Raw genomic sequence first — 20,697 nt, 5'->3', positions numbered from 1 at the left:
GACCTAACCGGTGATGGCGGTACGCACCACGATGACGCGGGGCGTGCCGTCCTCATCGGTGAAGGCGCGCGCCAGGTAGAGCTGGTCGCCGTGCACCGCCACCGCGTCGGCGTGCCCCGCCACGGTGGACAGTGAGCCGTCCGGCCGCACCCTCAGCACCTCGGTGTCGCTGCGACGCTGCGCCTTCGAACGAATCAGGAGCTGGCGCTGGGTGTCGTTCACGTCGCCGGTCCAGGCGAAGGTGTCCGGCAGCCAGTCCGACTCCGGCCGCACGCTGGTCAGGTACAGGTTGCCCAGCGAGTCGGTCACCAGGCTGGCGCTGCTCCGGCCGGTGCGGACACTGCCCGTGCCGAGCAGGTTCACCCGCGCCTTGACAGCCGGGCCACGGTCCTCGAAAGGCTCGCCGGGCGGGATGTCATCGTCGTCGTCCACGGTGCCGCCGGTGTTGCCGATCACCTCGTGCGTCGTGCCGTCCGGGCGTACGGCCACGACGCTGTGCTGCCCGACCCCGGCGTACAGGCTGCCGTCCGGGCCGGCCGCCAGCGGAACGTCGAGCCCGTTGTCGACGGCCACCTGCCGTCCGGGAGTGCCGTCGGGAAAGCCGGTGCTGGTCCGCGCGCCGCGCCACTGCCGCTCGGTGAGACCGGCCAGGTCCCGCCCGAGCACGGTCTTCAGCTTGCCGTCCGCCACGGTACGCACGAGCTGATGCGTCACCGGCTCGAGGCGCTCCTCGGCGAAGTACATACGGTCGTCCGCCGACACGGCCACACCGTGCAGGAAGCGTACGTACGCCCCGGCGGCCGTAGCACCGTCGGCGACCGGGTCCCGCTTCCCGCGATAGGTGTCCCGGTCGATGCCCACCTTCTGCGTCACCGAGCCGTCGGGCTTGATCTGCCACACCCCGCCGTCGCCGTTCCACAGGGCGACATACACGGCATCGCCGGCGCCGGCGGCGGCCTGGCTGACGTAGTCGGCTTTGATGCCGGCCACCTTGACCCGCCTGAGCTGGGAACTCTCGACGGTCCAGAGGGTGAGGGCGGACTTGTCCTCGGTGAGCACGCGCAGCGTGCCGTCCCGGCCGGTGACCATGTCCACGAGCCGGCCATCGATGAAGGCGTCGGCCGCGGCGCCGCCGTCGTTCTCCCCGCCACCGGCGACGACCTCGATCTCCTGCGCTTCGGACCAGCCCGGGTCGCAGCCGGCGGCCGAGGTGAGCAGGCAGGCCGCGGCTACCGCGGCGACGATCCCCCGTGTGTTCACGGTTCGGAATGGTAGAGGGTACGGGCCTGAACGGGGCGGCTGATGGGATCAACTGGTCCATGGCGGCACGCTCGCGTAGCAACATCCGTCCCCGCCGACGCCGGTGCCCGCCTGGCCGACGTCCGCTGCCCGGTGCTGATCGTCGAGGGAACTCCCGACCCGCCGCGTTGCCGCCCGGGCTGGGCCGCTTCACGTGCGGTTCCCTCGGAGGTGGCCGCCGTGATGGCGTCGTTCCTGCACTCGGTCCGCGCCAAGGCGTTATTGCGTTGCGCAGGAGGGGCGCCGGCATTGAGGTGGACGCCATGGCTTCTCCCTCACCGGTTTTCGTGGCGGGCACGGGTCGTTCCGGCACGTCGCAGATCGCGGACATCATCGGAGAGCATCCGCGCATCCACCGGATCCCGGTCGAGACCCGGCTCATCCCGGATCCGGGCGGGCTGCGAGACCTGGCGGACGCGCTCACCACCCGATACGACCCGTACGTCGGGGACGACGCCCTGCGCAGGCTGAACGAGATGCTGACGGTGCACCTGCCCCGCAGGTTCGACAGTTACCGCGGACACACCGTCTCGCAGGCCGTCGGCGAGCGGCACTACTGGGATGCGGTGGGGCGGCTCTGGTCGGAACTGGTGGCCTGCACGTTCGACGCTCCCCTGCCCGGGGCGGGGTCCGGGCACGCCGGCCGGCCCGCCGGACCGCTCGAGCCGCGGAGCCACCGGATGGCGATCCCCCGGTACTTCGGTGACCGGAGCGAGCTGATCGCCATCCTCCGGCGCGCCGTCGACACGATGTTCGGCGGGGCGGCCACGGACGCGGGCAAAGAGATCTGGTGCGAGAAGACGCCGTTCAACCTGCTGTGCATGGACTTCCTCTGGGAGCTGTACCCGCAGGCGAGCATCGTCCACATCAAGCGCCACCCGGTCGCGGTGGTCGCCTCCCATCTCGACCAACCCTGGGCGCCGTCCACCGTCGACGGCGTGCTCGCCTGGGTCAGGCCCCTCTACGAGCGCTGGCTGACCTGGAAGGCCACGGCCGACCTGACGAACCGACGGTACGCGGAGGTGAAGGCGGAGGACCTCGCCGCCGACTGGCCTGCGCAGCGTGGAGCACTGTTCAAGCTGCTCGGTGTCGATGACGTCATCACCACGTCGACGTTCGAGCCGCACCTGCTGAGCCACCGTGACGACCAGCTCGATGCCGCGACCCGCGCGCATGTCGAACGGGCGCTCGGTGACGTCATCCCGGCCATGGGATACGCGTAGGTTCCCGCACTCGTCGCAGGCCGCCACGCCCGGCGGTTGGGTCTGGCAGGCCGCACCCGGCCGTAGTCCGGCAGGCCGCGCCCGGCCGTAGTCCGGCAGGCCGCGCCCGGCCGTAGTCCGGCAGGCCGCGCCCGGCCGTAGTCCGGCAGGCCGCGCCCGGCCGTGGTCCGGCAGACCGCGCCCGGCCGTGGTGCGGCGGCGCTGGTCAGCGGCTGGGCGCATCGCGGATGGCCGGGCGCAGGAGCTTGCACGACCGGTGCTAGCGGGGCAGCTCCTTCGCGATCACCTTGGACAGCTCGCGGAACGCCTTGCCTCGGTGGCTGATGGCGTCCTTGTCGGCCGGGGAGAGTTCCGCGTTGGTGCGGTCCTGGCCGTCGCCGAGGAAGATCGGGTCGTAGCCGAACCCGCCCGTGCCGCGGCGCGCGCGCAGGATGCGGCCGGTCTGGCGGCCCTCGACGAGGTGCTCACGGCCGTTGGGGAGCACGAGCGCCGCCGCACAGACGAAGGCGCCGCCGCGGTGCTCGTCCGGGACGTCGCCGATCTGGGCGAGGACGAGGTCGAGGTTCGCCTGGTCGTCACCGTGGGCGCCGGACCAGCGGGCGCTGAACACGCCCGGCATGCCGTTGAGGGCGTCGACCGCGAGACCCGAATCGTCGGCGACCGTGGGCAGGCCCGTGCGCGAGGCACCCTCGCGGGCCTTGATGAGCGCGTTCTCCCCGAACGTCAGTCCGGTCTCCGGCACGTCCGGGTAGCCGGGGAAGTCGCCGAGGCCGACCAGCTCGATGCCGCCGGTGCCGAGGCTGGCGTCGAGGATGCGCTGCAGCTCGAGGAGCTTCTTCTGGTTGGCCGTGGCCAGCAGCAGACGGGCGGTCACGACGCGAGCGCCTTCTGCTGCGCGGCGGCGAGCTCGGCGCATCCGAGGACACCCAGGTCGAGCAGGGCGTCCAGCTGGTCGCGGCGGAACACGTTGGCCTCGCCGGTGCCCTGGACCTCGACGAAGTCGCCGTCCCCGGTGCACACCACGTTCATGTCGACCTCGGCCGCCACGTCCTCCTCGTACATGAGGTCGAGACGGGCCTCGCCGGAGATCACGCCGACGCTGACCGCCTGGATGGAGCGGTGCAGGACCGCGGCCGGTTTGCCGGCGAGGGCCTTGCGGTCGGCGAGCCAGGTAACGGCGTCGTGGAGCGCGACATACGCGCCGGTGATGGCGGCCGTGCGGGTGCCGCCGTCGGCCTGGAGCACGTCGCAGTCGAGGACGATGCTGTTCTCGCCGAGGGCCTTGAGGTCGATGCAGGCGCGCAGGCTGCGCCCGATGAGCCGGGAGATCTCCTGGGTGCGGCCGCCCACCTTGCCCTTGACGCTCTCACGGTCGCCGCGGGTGTTCGTGGCGCGCGGCAGCATCGCGTATTCGGCGGTGAGCCAGCCCAGGCCGGAACCCTTGCGCCAGCGCGGCACGCCCTCGGTGACGCTCGCGGTGCAGAGCACCCTGGTGTTGCCGAACTCGACGAGCACCGATCCCTCAGGATGGATGCTCCACCGGCGGTTCAGGGTCACGGGACGAAGCTGGTCCGGCGCTCGGCCGTCGGGACGTGCCATGGCCAAGAGCCTAGGCGGACGGTGACCGCTTCGTGCCGCGGGGTGCCGCGCCTGTGGACAACGCCGCGTTGTGGACAACCCGCCGCGGCGTGGCCGAACCCTGGAGAATCGCCTCGGTCACCGACTAGGAAAGCGAGTACAGGGATGTCAGACGCGGTCGGCGGACGCCGCGGCCCAGACGTTCGATGCGGCCGCCACGACCGGGACAGCGGGGCGCAACGCCCGCGCGCTCGGCCGGACGACAGTCGGCGGACGCAGCGCCGGCCGGGCGCCGTGGGCGCGCAGGAACCCCTCGACGGCCTGCGGCCAGCCGAACAGTTCGGCCCGGGCACGAGCGGCAGCGCGACGCTCACCCTCCGGCCGCTCCATGATCTTCCGTACGCCGTCAGCGAAGGCCGCGGGCGTGCCGGGCACGGCGATCCCGGCCTCCCCCACGACCTCGGGCAGCGCACTGGCGGCGTTGACGACCACGGGCGTCCCACAGGCCAGCGCCTCGAGCGCGGCGAGCCCGAACGTCTCGACCGGCCCGGGGGCGACGGCCACGTCGGCGCTCGCCAGCAGGGCAGCGACCTCGTCACGATCAGTGATGTGGCCCGCGAAGCGGACCGGCAGGCGGGCCGAGCGGTAGGCCAGCGCCGCCCGGCGTGCTCCGTCACCGGCCATCACCAGCACGGCGGGCGCCTTGGCGGCCCGGAGGGCGGCGACGGTGTCCACGGCGAGCTCGGGGCGCTTGTCGGCGGAGAGCCGGCTGCAGTAGACCACCAGGAGCTCGTCGGAGCGCGCGTACCGGTCACGGACGGCGGGATCACGCCGGCTCGGGTGGAACTGGCGCAGGTTGACGCCGAGCGGGATCTCGATCAGGTTCGGCACGCCGAGGCGCCGGAACTCCGCGGCGGCGAACGCGGTGGTGCAGACGATCTGGTCGAAGGTTTCCGCCGTACGCCGGTTGAGCCGGTCCGCGAGCGAGTCGCGGTGCGGCATGCCCCACACGCCCAGCAGGCCGGCGAGGCTCTCGTGGGACACCATCATCGAGCCCACACCGCGCTCGCGGGCCCAGCGGCCGGTCCAGCGCAGGGTGGAGCGGTCCGACACCTCGATGCGGTCCGGGGCGAGCTCGTCCAGCAGACGGGTCAGCTCGCGGCGCCCGGCGAGGACGCGGTAGCCGCCGGTGCGGGGCAGCGGGTGGCCCGGGAGCGTGATCACCCGGCCCTGCTCGGTCATCTCGTCGGAGCGCTCACGGCCCGGCACGACGAGGATCGGCTCGTGGCCCTCGCGCAGGTAGCCCTCGCCGAGGTGGCGCAGGGCGGTCCGCAAGCCGCCGGAACGAGGTGAGACGAAGTTCGCCAGCCTGACGATGCGCAGTCCACGCCCGCCCACTGATCGACCGGTCATGCAGGGCACTCCAAGGTCACAATCGATTCCGATGGTGCGCTCGTGCCGTCCCCTCGGCAAGCTCAGAGATCGTAGCGGGCGCCCGGGCGGACCACCTCCACCGGACCCGCATAGGCGGCACAAGCGGCCTCCACAGTAGAGGCTTCGGAGCCCCATGCGGTCACGAGATGGGTCAGCAACAGACGGCCCACATCGGCCTTGGTGGCGGCTTCGCCTGCTTCCCCGCCGGTCAGGTGCAGGTCGGGCGGGTTGTCCACACCGTCGAGGTAGCTCGCTTCACAGAGGAACAGATCCGCGCCTTGGGCCAGGCGCAGCAGCGGCTCGCAGGGGGCGGTGTCCGAGGAGTACGCGAGGACGCGGCCGCCGTGCTCCACGCGTACGCCATAGGTTTCGATCGGATGGTTGACCCGGTCGGCCGTGACGGTGAACGGACCGATGGGGAACGTCCCCGGCTGCAGGGCGTAGAAGGTGTAGACGTCGTCCACGGGCTCATTCTCGGAGCTGTAGGCGGCCGAGATGCGCTCGGCCGCGCCGAGGGGTGCGTAGACCGGCAGCGGCGGCAGGGGGCCGCCCGGGGCGTACCGGCGGACCACCACGTAGGTGCAGGCGTCCAGCATGTGGTCGCAGTGCAGATGGGTGAGGAGGATCGCGTCGACGGCGTCGAGGCCCGCGTAGCGTTGCAACGCGGACAGCGAGCCGGAGCCAAAGTCGATCAGCAGCCGGAAGCCGTCGGCCTCCACGAGGTAGGCGGAACAGGCCGACTCGGGGCCGGGGAAACTGCCGGCACAGCCGAGAACGGTCAGTCGCATGCGGGTCCCTCTGGTTCACGCTCGGTCGTCCACGACTCCGCCGACTGACCACCGGCAGAGAATGCAGACCAGTCAATCACGCTGCGCAGCCTACGCCGGGACCAGTGCGTCACGTAAACGTCTGATCGATTTGTCGTTAAATCGACAACGTATGTCACACCGGCCGTGAGCTGGGTCATTTTCGCCCGCGTTACGCCTCGTGAGTCCGGCCCGTTGCACACGGTGAAGGGACACACGGGGCAAAGCGGAGGGGCGAACAAGTGACGACGACAGGCGTGGACCAGACCACCGGCACCCGGGAGGCGACGCCGGACATCGGCCCCGCCGCCGACGGTTCCGGGACGCCGACCAACGAGGACCAATCGGCCGGCAACCGCGTGAACGCCGCCTCGGACGCTCCGGGCGCGCACGGAGTCCTGACGGCGGGCGGCACCCGGACCGCCGACCCGCGCGAGTTCACCGGTCCTCGCGAGGTGGCCGCGCCGGAGGTCGTGCCGTTCGGGTGGGAGCCGGCCCGGCCGGGCGCCGCCACGGGCCTCGAGGACGAGGCTCTGTTCAGGTTCCCGGCGGCTGACGACCCGGCGCCCGGAACCCGCCGCCTGCTCGGCATGTCGATCTACGCGGCGCTGCTCGGGCTGGGCGGGGTCGGTGTGGGCGTGCGGGGACTGTTGTCGCAGATCGGCGGCGGGGTGCCCGGGTGGTACACGTGGGTGCTGGCCTTCCTCGGCATGGTGAGCGTGGCCCTGGCGGTGGGCGCGTTCCTGTCGATCCACCGGCGCGTCCTGCCGCTGGCGCTCCTGGGTGCCGCCGCCGTGCCGCTGACCGCCGACCTGCTGCTGGCGGTCGCCTACTAGGCCGGTCCTGCCGGCCACCGTCAGGCGCTGCGCCGCTTCGCCCAAGACCTCGCCGCCGCCTGCGCAGGCCGAGACAGCCGAGCCGCGGACCGCAGCAAGCGAGCCGCCGACCGAGACAACCGACGCGCGCGCCGAGATGACCGATGCGCAGCCCCGCCCGCCGCCGGACCGGGCAGGGCTCGCCGGTCGGCGGGTCGGGGTTATGCCCAGAGCTGTCCTTCGAGGGCGTCCTCGGCATCCGCCAGCGTGCCGCCGTAAGCGCCGGTCGACAGATACTTCCAGCCGCCGTCGCAGACCACGAACGCCACGTCCGCGCGCTTGCCTTCGCGCACGGCCTCGTGGGCCACGGCCAGCGCCGCGTGCAGGATCGCGCCGCTGGAGAAGCCGGCGAAGATGCCCTCGACCTCGACCAGCTGGCGGGTGCGCAGGACGGCGTCGCGGGTGCCGACCGAGAAGCGACGGTTCAGCACCGAGGCGTCGTAGAGCTCCGGGACGTAGCCCTCGTCGATGTTGCGGAGGCCGTACACCAGCTCGCCGTAGCGGGGTTCCGCCGCGACGATCTGGATTCCTTCGACCTTCTCCCGCAGGTAGCGGCCGGTGCCCATGAGGGTGCCGGTGGTGCCGAGGCCCGCCACGAAGTGGGTGATCGTGGGCAGGTCGTGCAGCAGCTCGGGGCCGGTGGTCTCGTAGTGGGCGCGGGCGTTGGCGGAGTTGCCGTACTGGAAGAGCATCACCCAGTCCGGATGCTCCGCGGAGATCTGCTTGGCGACCGCCACGGCCTGGTTCGAGCCGCCCGCGGCCGGCGAGAAGATGATTTCCGCGCCGTACATGCGGAGCAGTTGGACCCGCTCGGACGAGACGTTCTCGGGCATCACGCAGACCAGCCGGTAGCCTCGCAGCTTGGCGACCATGGCCAGGGAGATGCCGGTGTTGCCGCTGGTCGGCTCCAGGATCGTGTCGCCGGGGCGGAGGCGGCCGGACTCCTCCGCCTCGCGCACCATGAACAGCGCCGGCCGGTCCTTGATGCTGCCGGTCGGGTTGCGGTCCTCGAGCTTGGCCCACAGCCGCACCGGCGGCGCCCCCTCGGGCACCGTCGGTGAGAGCCGGGGCAGGCCGACGAGCGGCGTACCCCCGCAGGCGTCCAGAAGGCTCTCGTAGCGAGCCATGACGCTTACCGCCCGAGCAGTGCGGCAGCGGCGGCGAAGCCGAGCGCGCCGCCGGCCACGGCCGGGAGGATGGTCACGGAGTCGCCGTCGTTCAGCTTCGCGTCGAGCGCGCCCAGGAAGCGGACGTCCTCGTCGTTGACGTAGATGTTGACGAAGCGGTGCAGGCCGCCCTCGGGCGTGATGAGCCGGCCCTTGAGGCCGGAGTGCTTGGCGTCCAGGTCGTCGATCAGGCCGGACAGCGTGTCACCGGAGCCCTCGACGACCTTCGAGCCGCCGGTGTAGCTGCGCAGGATGGTCGGAACGCGCACTTCGATAGCCATGGTGGAAATGCTCCTCGGAAAAGAGTGTGTCGAGAGATGTTCGGGGCAGGTCAGGAGTCGTCGCTCAGCGACACTCGTAATAGACCGACGCGGGGCTCTGCCCGAACATGTACGACTGGACGGCGAACCCGCCCGCACTCATACTCACGCGTCCACCGTCGCATCCACGATGTTGACCTCTTCCTCGGTCACCACACCGTCCACGATACGGAACGAGCGGATTTCCTCGGAATCCGGCTCACGGGTTGAGACGAGCAGGTAGTGGGCACCCGGCTCGCCGGCGAACGAGATGTCCGTGCGCGACGGGTAGGCCTCGGTCGCGGTGTGCGAGTGGTAGATCACGACGGGTTCCTCGTCGTTGTCGTCCATCTCGCGCCACACGCGCAACTGCTCCATCGAGTCGAACTCGTAGAACGTCATCGACCGCGCCGCGTTGTCCATGGCGATGTGGCGCGTCGGCAGGTCGCTGCCGATCGGGCCGGCTACCACGCCGCAGGCCTCGTCGGGGTGGTCCCGGCGGGCGTGGGCGACGATCGCCTCGACGATCGCGCTGTCGATGGTCAGCACGTCGTTCACATTACCGTGACGTCGGCGGGTGCCGGGCGTGGCAGTGCTCACGTGGAGGGAAGGCGCGTACTAGGAGGAGTCCCGGGTACACGCACTCCATGAAGCAGCGAACCATCGGAGACGTCCAGGTCGGCGCCATCGGGCTCGGCGGCATGCCGATGTCCATCGAGGGCCGCCCCGACACCGACCGCTCGATCCGCACCATCCACGCCGCGCTCGACGCAGGCGTGACGTTGATCGACACGGCCGACGCGTACCACCTGCACGCGGACGAGGTCGGCCACAACGAGACGCTGATCGCCCAGGCCCTGGCGAGCTGGGGCGGGGACACCTCGGGCGTCCTCGTCGCCACGAAGGGCGGTCACCTGCGTCCCGGCGACGGGTCCTGGACGGTCGACGGCTCCCCCGCACACCTGCGTGAGGCCGTCGAGGCCTCGCTCAAGCGGCTGGGCGTGGAGGCGATCGGCCTCTACCAGTTCCACCGTCCCGACCCGGACGTGCCGTACGAGGACTCCATCGGCGCCCTGCGCGACCTGCTGGACGCGGGCAAGATCCGGATGGCCGGGATCTCGAACGCCGACGTGCGGCAGATCCGGCAGGCGCGGGAGATCCTCGGCGGCCGGCTGGTCTCGGTGCAGAACCAGTTCTCCCCGGCGTTCCGCTCGTCGGAGTCCGAGTTGCGCCTCTGCGACGAGCTAGGGGTGGCCTTCCTGCCCTGGTCGCCGCTGGGCGGGATCAGCCGGGCCGGCGAGCTGGGTGACCGCTTCGCGGCTTTCGCCCGGGTGGCCGAGGCTCACGGCGTCAGCCCGCAGCGGGTGACACTCGCCTGGATGCTGGCGAAGAGCCCGGTGGTGATCCCCATCCCGGGCGCCAGCCGCCCGGAGTCGATCACCGACTCCGCCCAGGCCCCGGAGTTGACCCTCGACGACAGCGAGCTGCGCGAGCTCGACGCGGCCTAGCGGACGCTAGCCCTCCGGGAGGGCGTTGAGCAGCGACTCCTGGAGGTAGCCCAGGTACGCGTACACGGAGAGCTGGAACACCCGGCTCGACGCCGGATCGTGGATGACCGCCTCGTCGAGCTCCTCGCCGAGGTCGGTGTCGGCCTGGATGTCGAGCCGGGTGGCCATGGCGAGCCGGGCGTCGTTGATCGCCCGCAGCCAGGCCTCGGCCTCCTCGCCGTCCAGGCGGACCTCACCCGGGCCGTCGTCCGGGAGCGCCGCGAGGATGGCGCCCGCCTGGTCGATCTTGCCCGTTTTGAGGTCGCCCTCGGTGTAGAGGCGGAACTCGGCGGAGTCGTCCGGCCGGTCCGGGTAGATGTCGGGGAAGAGCCGGGACACGACGGGATCGGTGTGGTCGAAGCCGTCCATCAGCAGCCCGACGACCTCGCCGGCCACTTTGCGGAGCACCCGCACTTCGTCCACGGCGAAGGTGGCCACGCACAGGTTGCCGTTGCGCCGGAACATCAGTCGATCACCCGCCCAGTATCCGTACTCACGCCCGGTCCACCGTCGCCCACAGACCGTAGCCATGCAGCTGGGAGGCGTCCATCTCCATGCGCTCCCGCGCGCCGGTCGACACGACCGCCTTGCCCTTGTTGTGGACCTCCATCATGAGCTGCTCGGCCTTCTCGTGGCTGTAGCCGAAGAGCTTCTGGAAGACCCAGGTCACGTACGACATCAGATTGACCGGATCGTCCCAGACGATGGTCACCCACGGCCGGTCATCAGCCGGTACCTCCTCGATCTGCGGCGTCTCGACGGGAGCGACCTGAGGCAACGCCATGCCCCCCATCGTGCCACGCCGTCCGGGACGAGGGCTCCACCGGCGAGGGATGACGCGGCGGGCGGTGCGACGCCCGCGCTGCGCAGGGCACGGCGAGGCAGGCGCCCGGGCCCGCCCCGCCAGGCGGGGCCCGGGCACGTCGCGCCGGCACCGCCGAACCGTAAACGGCCCGGGCGTCCCGGGACAGATACCGCATTACTCACGGCCTGACCGGCGGATACTCATTCTCCGGCGGGCGCCGGGCCGGACCAGGACCATGACACATCTCGATATGCTGACTCGGTGGAGCAGTGGGCGTTCGTGGGCCGCGCCGACGAGCTGGCCCGCCTACGGACGGTCGCCACGAGCGGTTCCGAGCACGGCCTGATCCTCAGTGGCGCGGCCGGCATCGGGAAGAGCCGGTTGTTGCACGAGTCGGTGGCCGGGCTGGCGGAGGACGCCTGGGCCGTGCACTGCGCCTCCGCCAACATCGCCAGCTCGGGCCTGCCGTTCGGCGGGCTGGCGCAGGTCCTGCCGCCCGACCCGCCCGCGGGCGTCTCACCGGCCGGGCTGCTGCGCTGGGCGGCCGACGGGCTGCGCACCGAGGCCGGTGACCGGCCGCTCGTCCTGGCCGTCGACGACGCCCACCTGCTCGACCCGCCCTCGGCCGCCCTGGTGCACCTCCTGGTTCGCGAGGGGGCGACGCTGCTCGGCACACTGCGGACGTCCGAGCCGGTGCCGCCCCCGATCACCGCACTGTGGACCGAGGGACTGGTCGCCCACGACGAGCTCGCGCCGCTGAGCATCGAGGATTCCCGCGCGCTGCTCGCCACGCTCGTCGGCGGGCCGGTCGAGGCCGGGTCCGCACAACGGCTCGGCCGGCTCGGCGCCGGCAACCCCCTGCTGCTGCGCGAGCTGGTGATGGCCGCGGTCCGGGGCGGGGAGCTGACCCAGGCGTACGGTTTCTGGCGCTGGACCGGCCGCCTCTCGCTGGCGCCCAGCCTGACCGAGCTGGTGGACGCCCGGGTCGGCAGCCTGACCACCGGCGTGCGCGACGTGCTGGAGCTCGCCGCCTTCGGCGAGCCGATCGGGCTCGGGCTGCTGCTGCGCGCCGCCGACCCGGCCGACGTGGAGGCCGCCGAGGAACGCGGGCTGATCCGGGTCGTGACCGACGAGAGCCGCCGCGACGTCCGGCTGGCGCATCCGCTCTACGGCGAGGTCGTGCGCCGCCGGTGCCCGGTGACCCGGTCACGCCGCCTGCTGGCCGCCCTGGCCGACCTCGTGGCGCAGGCGGGCGCCCGGCGCCGCGACGATCTGCTGCGGGTCGCGGTCTGGCGCCTGGAGTCCGGGACGGCGCAGGACGGCGCTTTGCTGCTCGACGCGGCGGCGCAGGCCTTCGCCCGGTTCGACATCGATCTGACCCGCCGGCTGGCGTCGGCGGCTCGCGACGCGGGCGGCGGCTACCCGGCAGCCGAGCTGCTGGCCACCGCGTTGCTCTTCGCCGACGAGCCGGAGGCGGCCCTGGCGGTGCTGGACGCGGAGCCGGACGACGGCGCCCGCCGGATCACCACTCGCGCGACCGTGGAGTTCTTCGGGCTCGGCAAGACGGAGGCGGTCGAGACGCTCGCCGCCGCGGATCCCGCGGACCCGGCCGATGCGGCGCGCGTACGGGCGGTCGAGGCCTTCGTCAACCTCCAGCTGGACGACGTGACACGCGCCCGGGACCTGGCCCTCGCCGTCCTGCGCGCGCCCGCGGCCGGCACCCCCGCCCGCGGCCTGGCCCGGTGCGTCCTGGCCTTCCTGGCGGCGCTCAGCGGCGATCCCGACGGCGCCCGGGCGCTGCTCGAGGAGGCCGGCGCCGACCGGGCGGCCCTGCGCCGGGACATCCCCACCCTGCAGTACGCGTTCCAGATGGCGGAGGGCACGCTGGTCAGCGTCTCGCTGGATCTCCCGGCGATCGACGGCATCCTGGCCGCGGAGTTCACCGACCTCGCCCAGTCCGGCGGCTTCGGCTTCGGGTCCGGCTGGGTGTCGCTGCTCCAGGCCCGGGCCGCGTGGCTGCGCGGGCACACGGACGAGGCACTGCGGGCCGCCGACCAGGCCTGCGCCACTCTCGCCATGGCCCGGGTCTACGACGGTCACGCCCACTTCGCGCGCGCCACCATCGCGGCGCTGCGCGGCGACCACACCCTGGCCCGGTCGTCGCTGGAGACCGCGAACGGCGCCGCGAGCAACGCCACCGGGCTCTACTACGCGTGGCGGCAGCAGGCTCGGGCGTGGACCAGCGCCTGCGCCGGGGACGTCGCCACGGCCGTACAGGTGCTGCTCGAGGTGGCGGCGGACCTGCGCGCCGACGGTTTCCACGCGGTGGAGCTGATCGTTCTGTACGACCTGGTCCGGCTGGGCCGGCCGGAGCTCGCCGCCGGGCGGATGACCCAGCTGGCCGCGACGGTCGGTGGGCGGGCGACACCGCTGCTGGTACGCCACGCCTGCGCGGACGCCGACGGAGAGGCCCACCTCGCCGTGGCGCGGGAGTTCGCCGGCCTGGGCTACCAGGTGTTCGCGGCCGAGGCGGCGGCCGGCGCGGTCCGCATCTTCCGGGCCGATCGCGACCCGCAGGCGCTGGCGGCGAGCACCCTGCTCGCCGACGTGCTGGCCCGCTGCGACGTCCTGCGCACGCCCGCCCTGCTGTCGGTGCAGCCGGCCCTGACCGTCCGGGAACGCCAGGTGGCCGAGCTGGCGGCGGACGGTGCCCGCAGCCGTGAGATCGCCGACCGCCTCTTCCTGTCACCACGTACGGTGGAGAACCATTTACAGCGGGTCTACACCAAGCTCGGTGTGAGCGGGCGCAACGAGCTTGCGCCCGCGCTCCGGCTCCTGCCGCAATAGGGTGGGGGCGTGATGGATGAGTTGTCGCCCGCGCTGTTGACCGATCACTACGAACTGACGATGGTCAGCGCGGCCCTCAGGGACGGCACCGCGAACCGCCGGAGCGTCTTCGAGGTGTTCGCCCGGCGCCTGCCCAGCGGCCGTCGCTACGGGGTCGCCGCCGGTCAGGGCCGGCTCATCGAGCTGATCCGCGACTTCCGGTTCACCGAGCAGGACGTGACCTTCCTGCGGAAGGCGGGCGTCGTCGACGAGACCACGGCGGCCTGGCTCGCGGGTTACCGCTTCACCGGCGACATCGACGGGTACGCCGAGGGCGAGCTGTTCTTCCCCGGCTCCCCGATCCTGACGGTGTCCGGCGGCTTCGCGGAATGCGTCGTGCTGGAGACGCTCATCCTGTCGGTGCTCAACCACGACAGCGCCATCGCCTCCGCCGCCGCCCGTATGGTCACCGCCGCCCGGGGCCGGCCGATCATCGAGATGGGCTCCCGGCGCACCCACGAGCACGCCGCGGTGGCGTCGGCGCGCGCGGCGTACCTGGCGGGCTTCGCCTCCACGTCGAACCTCGCGGCGGGCGGCCGCTACGGCATCCCGACCACGGGTACGTCCGCACACGCGTTCACCCTGCTCCACGACGACGAACCGGCCGCCTTCGCGTCGCAGGTCGCGGCGCTGGGCAAGAACACGACGCTGCTCGTGGACACGTACGACATCGCGCAGGGCATCCGCAACGCCATCGCGGTCGCCGGCCCGGACCTGCGCGCCGTCCGCATCGACTCGGGCGACCTGTCGGTGCTGGCCCAGCACTCCCGGGAGCTGCTCGACTCGCTCGGCGCCACCGAGACGAAGATCATCGTCTCGGGCGACATGGACGAGTACGCGATCGCCACCCTCGCCGCGGAACCGGTCGACATGTACGGCGCGGGCACGGCCGTGGTCACCGGCTCGGGGGCACCGACGGCCGGCCTGGTCTACAAGCTCGTCGAGGTCGAGGGCCGGCCGGTGGTCAAGCGCTCCGAGAACAAGGCGACGGTCGGCGGCCGCAAGACCGCCATCCGCCGCCACAAGCCGACGGGTACGGCCACCGAGGAGATCATCGTGTCCCAGGGCGTCCCGGACCACCAGCCGAACGACCGCCTGCTGCAGCGTTCCTTCGTGGCCGGCGGCGAGGTCGTGGAGGCGCCGACGCTGGCGGAGTCGCGGGAGCATCTGCGTCAGTGCCTGATCTCGATCCCGTGGGAAGGCCTCAAGCTGTCCGCCGGGGATCCCGCCATCCCGGTCACGGTGGTCCCGACGACCTGACGCCCGGCACGTCCCGCCCGCGCCCGTCCATCCGACCTTGGAGGTTCCGTGTCCCGAGCCCTGATCATCGTCGACGTGCAGAACGACTTCTGCGAGGGCGGCTCCCTCGCCGTCCAGGGCGGCGCCGGCGTGGCGGCGGCCATATCGTCCGCGCTGGCCGAGTCCTCCGGCCGCTGGGACCACGTCGTGGCGACGAAGGACTACCACGTCGACCCGGGGGCGCACTTCAGCACGCACCCGGACTTCGTCGACTCGTGGCCGGCGCACTGCGTGGTGGGGACCGCCGGTTCGGAGTTCCACCCGTCGCTGGCCACCGAGCGGGTCGAGGCGGTCTTCCACAAGGGTGAGCACGCGGCGGCGTACTCGGGCTTCGAGGGCCACACCGAGGCCGGTGAGGGGCTGGCGGACTGGCTGCGCGCCCGCGAGGTGACCGAGGTGGACGTGGTGGGGATCGCCACGGACCACTGTGTGCGGGCGACCGCCCTGGACGCGAAGACCGCGGGCTTCACGACGACCGTCCTGCTGGACCTGACCGCGGGCGTCGCCGAGGCCACGACGGCGGCGGCGCTGAGCCAGTTCCAGAAGGCGGAGGTAGCCACGGCGGGCCGTCCGGTCGTCAAGACCGCACCGTGACCTCCTCGCGCCGCCTGGTCAGCTCGGGATCACCGCTGGAGCCGGAGATCGGCTTCTCACGCGCCGTGCGCATAGGGCCGTACGTGTCCGTGGCGGGGACCGCGCCGATCGCGGCTGACGGCTCCACCGCCGGTCCGGGAGACGTGTACGCCCAGTCCGTGCGCTGCCTCGACATCGCTGAGCAGGCGCTGCGCGACTCCGGTGCGACGCTCGCCGACGTCATCAGGACCCGGGTCATGCTCGTCGACGTCACTCGGTGGCGGGAGGCGGCACGCGCCCACGGCGAACGGTTCGGCGAGGTCCGACCGGCGTGCACGTTCGTCGAGGTGTCCCGCTTCATCGACCCGGCGTGGCTGGTGGAGTTCGAGGTCGACGCCGTCGTGGCGGAGAGCGACGGTGGCGCCCGCACGTCCTGACCTGCCGAACCGGTGGCGTCCCGCTCACCGGGCCGGTGTCGGGGCGTCGTCCGGCGAGGGGAACTCGGCCGCCGGACCACCGAGACCGTTCTGCCATCCTGCGGCCTCCGGACCGACCGCTTCGGCGCTCTCCTGCCCGGCCGCGTCCTCGCGGCGGCGCCGCAGCTCGGTGGGGAGCACCAGGACGGCCACCGCCAGCCCCACCCCGCCGACCGCCGCGAAGCCCCATCCCGGCGACGTCGCGTCCATCACCACGCCCGCCAGCGGTGCGCCCAAAGCCACGCCGACGGTCAGGGAGGAGTTGTGCCAGCCCATCGCCTCGCCGCGGGCGGCGGCGGGGGTCAGGCGGCTCACCGCGTCGGCCGTGGCCGTGATCGTCGGGGCGCACAGGGCACCCGCGGGCAGCAACAGCAGGCCGAGCAGCCACCAGTTCCCGCCGGCGATGCCCACCGGAATCGTCAGCAGGGCCATCGGCGCGAACAGCACGAGGGGCGGGAAACCGTGCTTGACCATCCCGTACGTGAAGCCGCCCAGCAGCGAGTAGGAGGCCCACATGGCGAGCACCGCCCCGGTCCACTGAACCTCGCCCGAGTGCTGGAGCACGGCCACCACCGCGACGTCCGTGCCGCTGAGCACGAGGGTGGCGGCGCTGCTGATGGCGAGGACGGCGATCAGGCGGGGGCGCAGCCAGGCCCTGCGGGGCACCCGCTCGCCTGCCGAGATGGGTGCCTCGTCCTTGCCTCGGATCGGCGGGTTGAGCACATAGAGGCCGATGCCGGAGAGAAGGATGCCACCACCGACGGCGAACATCGCCGTGCGGGCGCCCGCGGTCGTGGAGATCAGAACGCCCAGCGCGGGCCCGGCCATGAACGACAGCTCGGTGGTGATCGAGTCGAGCGCGAAGGCGGGCAGCCGGTGCGACTCGGGGGCGAGCGCAGCGATCGACTGCCGGGCCACCGCGAAGGCGGGCAGCGTCAGGAAGCCGCCGAGCAGGGCCGCGACGAGCAGCGCCCAGTACGGCATGGCCTGCGCGGCCGTCCAGAACGTCACCTCGGCGGCGGTGGTGAGCACCAGCACCGGGCGCAGGCCCCTGCGGTCGGTGATCCGCCCCATGACCGGCGCACCGAGCGAGCCACCGACCGTGAAGGCGGCGCCGACCAGCCCCGCAGCGCCGTACCCGAGGTGCAGGTCCTGGGTGACGTGCAGGGTGAGCGTGACCGTCCCGGCGGTGATCGGGATCCTGGCCAGGGTCGCCACGATCAGCAGGGATGGCAGCCCCCGCAGGGCGAGGGTCTCGCGGTAAGGCGTGAGTGTCATGTGCGGTCGTAACCTCCGCCCGCCAGTCTCCGCCAGGGGTACGACATTCCCCACTGATTTGACCGGGGTCACGGCCGGACCGGGACGTTGCGCAGCGAAAAGCCCGCCCCGGATCGCGCCGGGGCGGGCTTCGTCGCTGCGGTCGGGCTACTTGCGGTCGCTCAGGTCTTCCTGGTACGTCGCGCCGCCGTCGGACTCGCCGGTCAGCGGGCGGGCGCCGCCCTCCGGGGGACCGGCGATGGACTGCTCGCCGGCCGCGAGCTCCGGGTACTTCGCGTCGAACGCCGGGCGCTCGGAGCGGATCCGCGGCATCCGGTCGAAGTTGCGCAGCGGCGGCGGGCAGGACGTCGCCCACTCCAGGGAGTTGCCCGCGCCCCACGGGTCGTCCACGGTGACGAGCTGGCCGACCTTGTAGGACTTCCAGACGTTGTAGATGAACGGCAGGGTGGAGGCGCCCAGCACGAAGGAGCCGACGGTGGAGAACGTGTTGAGGGTCGTGAAGCCGTCGGTGCCCAGGTAGTCGGCGTACCGGCGGGGCATGCCCTCGGCGCCGAGCCAGTGCTGGACCAGGAAGGTGGCGTGGAAGCCGATGAAGGTCAGCCAGAAGTGAATCTTGCCGAGGCGGTCGTCGAGCATCCGGCCGAACATCTTCGGGAACCAGAAGTAGATGCCCGAGAAGACGGCGAACACGATCGTGCCGAACAGCACGTAGTGGAAGTGCGCGATGACGAAGTACGAGTCCGAGACGTGGAAGTCGATCGGCGGGGCGGCGAGGAGCACGCCGGAGAGGCCACCGAAGAGGAAGGTGACCAGGAAGCCGATCGCGAACATCATCGGTGTCTCGAAGCTGATCTGGCCGCGCCACATCGTGCCGATCCAGACGAAGAACTTCATGCCGGTCGGGACCGCGATGAGGAAGCTCAGGAAGCTGAAGAACGGCAGCAGCACCTGGCCGGTGACGAACATGTGGTGCGCCCACACGCTCATCGACAGCGCCGCGATCAGCAGGGTCGCGCCGACCAGGCCCTTGTAGCCGAAGACCGGCTTACGGCTGAAGACCGGGATGACCTCGGTGATGATGCCGAAGAACGGCAGCGCGATGATGTAGACCTCGGGGTGGCCGAAGAACCAGAAGAGGTGCTGCCACAGCATCGGGCCGCCGGTGTCGACGTCGAAGACGTGGGCGCCGAGGATGCGGTCGGCGGCGAGGGCAAACAGCGCGGCGGCCAGGAACGGGAAGACCATGATCACCAGCAGGCTGGTGACCAGGATGTTCCACGTCATGATCGGCATCCGGAACATCGTCATGCCGGGCGCGCGCAGCGTGATGATCGTGGTGATGATGTTGACGCCACCGAGGATCGTGCCCAGACCGGAGAGCGCGAGGCCGACCACCCACATGTTGCCGCCGACGCCCGGCGAGTGCAGAGAGTCACTGAGCGGCGTGTACGCGAACCAGCCGAAGTCGGCGGCACCACCCGGCGTGAGGAACCCGCCGATGGTGATCGTGCCGCCGAACAGGTACAGCCAGTAGGCGAAGGCGTTGAGCCGCGGGAACGACACGTCGGGCGCGCCGATCTGGATCGGCACCACGAAGTTCGCGAACGCGAAGACGATCGGCGTCGCGAAGAACAGCAGCATGATCGTGCCGTGCATGGTGAACAGCTGGTTGTAGACCTCCGGCGACAGGTACTGCATGCCGGGCCGGGCCAGTTCACCGCGCATGAGCAGGGCCATGAACCCGCCCAGGATGTAGAACACGAAGGCGGTGATCATGTACATGATCCCGATCTGCTTCGCGTCCGTCGTCCGCAGGATCCGTGCGAGGGCCGAGCCCTTGACCTGCTGCCGGACCGGCCACGGCCGGGTCACGATCGGCTTCGGCGCAACGGTCGTCACGGATAGCCTCCGGTGTCTCGTTCGTCCCACTGCGTACACCCGAAGTGAAAGGCGTACCTCGCAGGCAGAATAGTCCCCCGCCGACCTCCGGCGGGCGCGGGGTGACCAAAGACCACCCAGGTCTCAGAACGGCTCCACGAGCGTCCGGTAGTGATCGGTGAAGATCCGCTGGCCCCGCCTGCGCAGCATAGGGTCGCGCTCCGCCGGCGGCACGTCCCGGGTCCGGTCGCGCTCACGGGTCCGCTCCCGGACCTGGTCACAGCGTTCCCTGCGACGCCGTTCGTATGCACGCAACGCCGCCCGGACATCGCCGCCCGCCGCCTTGAGCACCTCGCCGAGAACCACCGCGTCCTCGAGGGCCATCGCGGCGCCCTGGGCGAGGCTGGGCGCGGTGGCGTGGGCAGCATCACCGACGAGCAGCACCGGCCCGGCGGTCCAGCTGTCGATCGCCACCTCGTCGGTGCGGGCCACCTGTACCTTCTCCACCGCGTCGAGGATCGCCGGCACGCAGCCGCCGAAGCCGCCGAAGAGCTCCCGGAGCCGCGCCAGCGGGTCGGCGGGGTTCGGGGCGTCCGCGCCGGCCGTCTCGTCGGCATAGACGTACAGCCGCCGGCCACCCATGGGCATCGCCACGAACTGCGCACGGTCACCGAGCAGGGCTGTCCAGTCACTGAGCGCGGGACCTCCGGCCACCACGCTGCGGTAGACGATCTGGCCGGTGGGCACCGCCGGCCCACCGAGATCGGCCTTGTCACGGATCATCGAGCGCCGGCCGTCGGCGCCGATCACCAGGTCGTACTCGGCGACGCGCCCGTCGCCGAACTCGACCTTCGCGGCGCCGTCGATGAGGGCGAGATCGCGGACGGCGGTGTCGTAACGCACCTCGCCACCGACCCCGGTGAGCAGAACCTGCTGCAGGTCGGCGCGGGACAGCGCCCGCGACTCGCCCACGCCGGCCCACAGCGCGGCCACGTCCAGCTCGAAGAGCTCGTGGCCGGCGCTGTCCTGGAAGACCTGCCGGAAGATCAGATCGCCGAGCGGGCGCAGCGGGGCGTCGAGACCCAGCAGGCGCATCGCCCGTGAGGCGTTGCCCGGCAGGTAGATGCCCGCGCCCGGCAGCATGGTGGCGGGAAGCTCCTCCACCACGTCCGGCCGGAAGCCGGCGATCCGCAGCCCCCGGGCCGCGGCGAGACCGCTGATGCCGGCGCCCACGACGAGGATGCGCAAGGTCATCGCAGCAACGCCTCCGAGGGG

At 71.9% G+C, this 20,697-nt stretch carries 19 protein-coding genes and 1 pseudogene; 7 read left to right on the top strand and 13 right to left on the bottom strand.

Annotated features, from left to right (window positions below):
* Nucleotides 1–3: 3 nt before the first annotated feature.
* On the bottom strand, nt 4–1,260 hold the full coding sequence (locus AB0J80_RS18355) for a hypothetical protein (RefSeq protein WP_364705992.1): 1,257 nt from the start codon (nt 1,258–1,260) through the stop codon (nt 4–6).
* Nucleotides 1,261–1,562: 302 nt separating this feature from the next.
* Between AB0J80_RS18355 and AB0J80_RS18350 the strand changes: the two genes are divergently transcribed.
* Entirely contained in the window at nt 1,563–2,522 is a 960-nt protein-coding gene (locus tag AB0J80_RS18350) for a sulfotransferase (protein WP_364705991.1), read from the top strand.
* A 259-nt stretch (nt 2,523–2,781) separates the two neighbouring features.
* Here the strand turns inward: AB0J80_RS18350 and rdgB are convergent, their stop codons facing one another.
* The 4 genes from rdgB to AB0J80_RS18330 all read right to left on the bottom strand — a co-directional run bounded on the left by rdgB (nt 2,782) and on the right by AB0J80_RS18330 (nt 6,322).
* On the bottom strand, nt 2,782–3,438 hold the full coding sequence (gene rdgB, locus AB0J80_RS18345) for an RdgB/HAM1 family non-canonical purine NTP pyrophosphatase (RefSeq protein WP_364705988.1): 657 nt from the start codon (nt 3,436–3,438) through the stop codon (nt 2,782–2,784).
* Nucleotides 3,393–4,121, bottom strand: a complete 729-nt coding sequence (rph, locus tag AB0J80_RS18340; protein WP_364705985.1) for a ribonuclease PH — start codon at nt 4,119–4,121, stop codon at nt 3,393–3,395. Before rph ends, rdgB begins: the two co-directional genes overlap by 46 nt.
* A 147-nt stretch (nt 4,122–4,268) precedes the next feature.
* Nucleotides 4,269–5,513 carry a glycosyltransferase gene (locus AB0J80_RS18335; protein ID WP_364705982.1) on the bottom strand — a complete coding sequence of 415 codons (1,245 nt, stop codon included), beginning with the start codon at nt 5,511–5,513 and terminating at the stop codon, nt 4,269–4,271.
* 62 nt (nt 5,514–5,575) lie between these two features.
* Nucleotides 5,576–6,322: an MBL fold metallo-hydrolase gene (locus AB0J80_RS18330; RefSeq protein ID WP_364705979.1), complete on the bottom strand. Its 747-nt coding sequence runs from the start codon at nt 6,320–6,322 to the stop codon at nt 5,576–5,578.
* 260 nt (nt 6,323–6,582) lie between these two features.
* Here AB0J80_RS18330 and AB0J80_RS18325 point away from each other — a divergent pair, with 260 nt between their 5' ends.
* Nucleotides 6,583–7,176, top strand: coding sequence for a hypothetical protein (locus AB0J80_RS18325; RefSeq protein ID WP_364705976.1), 594 nt, complete (start codon nt 6,583–6,585; stop codon nt 7,174–7,176).
* A 200-nt stretch (nt 7,177–7,376) separates the two neighbouring features.
* Here the strand turns inward: AB0J80_RS18325 and AB0J80_RS18320 are convergent, their stop codons facing one another.
* The 3 genes and pseudogenes from AB0J80_RS18320 to AB0J80_RS18310 all read right to left on the bottom strand — a co-directional run bounded on the left by AB0J80_RS18320 (nt 7,377) and on the right by AB0J80_RS18310 (nt 9,229).
* Nucleotides 7,377–8,342 (bottom strand): cysteine synthase, encoded by a 966-nt coding sequence (locus tag AB0J80_RS18320; protein ID WP_364705973.1) that lies wholly within the window; start codon nt 8,340–8,342, stop codon nt 7,377–7,379.
* Between the two features lie 5 nt (nt 8,343–8,347).
* Nucleotides 8,348–8,662, bottom strand: a complete 315-nt coding sequence (locus AB0J80_RS18315; protein WP_364705970.1) for a MoaD family protein — start codon at nt 8,660–8,662, stop codon at nt 8,348–8,350.
* Nucleotides 8,663–8,726: 64 nt separating this feature from the next.
* A pseudogene (locus AB0J80_RS18310) lies at nt 8,727–9,229 on the bottom strand (M67 family metallopeptidase).
* A gap of 98 nt (nt 9,230–9,327) precedes the next feature.
* On the opposite strand from AB0J80_RS18310, the gene AB0J80_RS18305 reads away from it, so the two are divergent.
* A complete protein-coding gene (locus AB0J80_RS18305) occupies nt 9,328–10,188 on the top strand; it encodes an aldo/keto reductase (RefSeq protein ID WP_364705967.1) in 861 nt (286 codons plus the stop codon).
* 6 nt (nt 10,189–10,194) lie between these two features.
* Here the strand turns inward: AB0J80_RS18305 and AB0J80_RS18300 are convergent, their stop codons facing one another.
* Together AB0J80_RS18300 and clpS are read right to left on the bottom strand one after the other, a co-directional pair.
* A complete protein-coding gene (locus AB0J80_RS18300; protein ID WP_364705964.1) occupies nt 10,195–10,692 on the bottom strand; it encodes a DUF2017 domain-containing protein in 498 nt (165 codons plus the stop codon).
* A gap of 28 nt (nt 10,693–10,720) precedes the next feature.
* Nucleotides 10,721–11,011 carry an ATP-dependent Clp protease adapter ClpS gene (gene clpS / locus AB0J80_RS18295; RefSeq protein ID WP_364705961.1) on the bottom strand — a complete coding sequence of 97 codons (291 nt, stop codon included), beginning with the start codon at nt 11,009–11,011 and terminating at the stop codon, nt 10,721–10,723.
* A gap of 282 nt (nt 11,012–11,293) precedes the next feature.
* On the opposite strand from clpS, the gene AB0J80_RS18290 reads away from it, so the two are divergent.
* The 4 genes from AB0J80_RS18290 to AB0J80_RS18275 are packed head-to-tail and all read left to right on the top strand — an operon-like array spanning nt 11,294 to nt 16,227.
* On the top strand, nt 11,294–13,879 hold the full coding sequence (locus AB0J80_RS18290; RefSeq protein WP_364705958.1) for a LuxR C-terminal-related transcriptional regulator: 2,586 nt from the start codon (nt 11,294–11,296) through the stop codon (nt 13,877–13,879).
* Between the two features lie 12 nt (nt 13,880–13,891).
* A complete protein-coding gene (locus AB0J80_RS18285) occupies nt 13,892–15,178 on the top strand; it encodes a nicotinate phosphoribosyltransferase (RefSeq protein ID WP_364706313.1) in 1,287 nt (428 codons plus the stop codon).
* A gap of 48 nt (nt 15,179–15,226) precedes the next feature.
* Complete coding sequence (locus AB0J80_RS18280; protein ID WP_364705956.1) at nt 15,227–15,811, top strand: isochorismatase family protein; 585 nt, start codon at nt 15,227–15,229, stop codon at nt 15,809–15,811.
* Nucleotides 15,808–16,227 (top strand): RidA family protein, encoded by a 420-nt coding sequence (locus AB0J80_RS18275; RefSeq protein WP_364705954.1) that lies wholly within the window; start codon nt 15,808–15,810, stop codon nt 16,225–16,227. The genes AB0J80_RS18280 and AB0J80_RS18275 overlap by 4 nt, the downstream gene beginning before the upstream one ends.
* A gap of 24 nt (nt 16,228–16,251) precedes the next feature.
* On the opposite strand, the gene AB0J80_RS18270 is transcribed toward AB0J80_RS18275, so the two are convergent.
* The 3 genes from AB0J80_RS18270 to AB0J80_RS18260 form a co-directional block, all read right to left on the bottom strand.
* Nucleotides 16,252–17,544: an MFS transporter gene (locus tag AB0J80_RS18270; protein WP_364705952.1), complete on the bottom strand. Its 1,293-nt coding sequence runs from the start codon at nt 17,542–17,544 to the stop codon at nt 16,252–16,254.
* Between the two features lie 147 nt (nt 17,545–17,691).
* Complete coding sequence (ctaD, locus tag AB0J80_RS18265) at nt 17,692–19,443, bottom strand: cytochrome c oxidase subunit I (protein ID WP_364705950.1); 1,752 nt, start codon at nt 19,441–19,443, stop codon at nt 17,692–17,694.
* Between the two features lie 123 nt (nt 19,444–19,566).
* Entirely contained in the window at nt 19,567–20,676 is a 1,110-nt protein-coding gene (locus AB0J80_RS18260; protein ID WP_364705948.1) for an FAD-dependent monooxygenase, read from the bottom strand.
* Nucleotides 20,677–20,697: the final 21 nt, after the last annotated feature.

The sequence above is a fragment of the Actinoplanes sp. NPDC049548 genome, assembly GCF_040676695.1.
Classification (GTDB): domain Bacteria; phylum Actinomycetota; class Actinomycetes; order Mycobacteriales; family Micromonosporaceae; genus Actinoplanes.
This window is presented reverse-complemented; position numbering and strand designations above follow the sequence as displayed.

What these genes read in the sequence shown, in the direction of transcription:
- AB0J80_RS18350 (WP_364705991.1), top strand. Translation starts at nt 1,563, where the DNA reads ATGGCTTCTCCCTCACCGGTTTTCGTGGCGGGCACGGGTCGTTCCGGC.
- rdgB (WP_364705988.1), bottom strand. Translation starts at nt 3,438, where the DNA reads ATGCGCCGAGCTCGCCGCCGCGCAGCAGAAGGCGCTCGCGTCGTGACC.
- rph (WP_364705985.1), bottom strand. Translation starts at nt 4,121, where the DNA reads ATGGCACGTCCCGACGGCCGAGCGCCGGACCAGCTTCGTCCCGTGACC.
- AB0J80_RS18335 (WP_364705982.1), bottom strand. Translation starts at nt 5,513, where the DNA reads ATGACCGGTCGATCAGTGGGCGGGCGTGGACTGCGCATCGTCAGGCTG.
- AB0J80_RS18330 (WP_364705979.1), bottom strand. Translation starts at nt 6,322, where the DNA reads ATGCGACTGACCGTTCTCGGCTGTGCCGGCAGTTTCCCCGGCCCCGAG.
- AB0J80_RS18320 (WP_364705973.1), bottom strand. Translation starts at nt 8,342, where the DNA reads ATGGCTCGCTACGAGAGCCTTCTGGACGCCTGCGGGGGTACGCCGCTC.
- AB0J80_RS18315 (WP_364705970.1), bottom strand. Translation starts at nt 8,662, where the DNA reads ATGGCTATCGAAGTGCGCGTTCCGACCATCCTGCGCAGCTACACCGGC.
- AB0J80_RS18305 (WP_364705967.1), top strand. Translation starts at nt 9,328, where the DNA reads ATGAAGCAGCGAACCATCGGAGACGTCCAGGTCGGCGCCATCGGGCTC.
- AB0J80_RS18300 (WP_364705964.1), bottom strand. Translation starts at nt 10,692, where the DNA reads ATGTTCCGGCGCAACGGCAACCTGTGCGTGGCCACCTTCGCCGTGGAC.
- clpS (WP_364705961.1), bottom strand. Translation starts at nt 11,011, where the DNA reads ATGGCGTTGCCTCAGGTCGCTCCCGTCGAGACGCCGCAGATCGAGGAG.
- AB0J80_RS18285 (WP_364706313.1), top strand. Translation starts at nt 13,892, where the DNA reads ATGGATGAGTTGTCGCCCGCGCTGTTGACCGATCACTACGAACTGACG.
- AB0J80_RS18270 (WP_364705952.1), bottom strand. Translation starts at nt 17,544, where the DNA reads ATGACACTCACGCCTTACCGCGAGACCCTCGCCCTGCGGGGGCTGCCA.
- AB0J80_RS18260 (WP_364705948.1), bottom strand. Translation starts at nt 20,676, where the DNA reads ATGACCTTGCGCATCCTCGTCGTGGGCGCCGGCATCAGCGGTCTCGCC.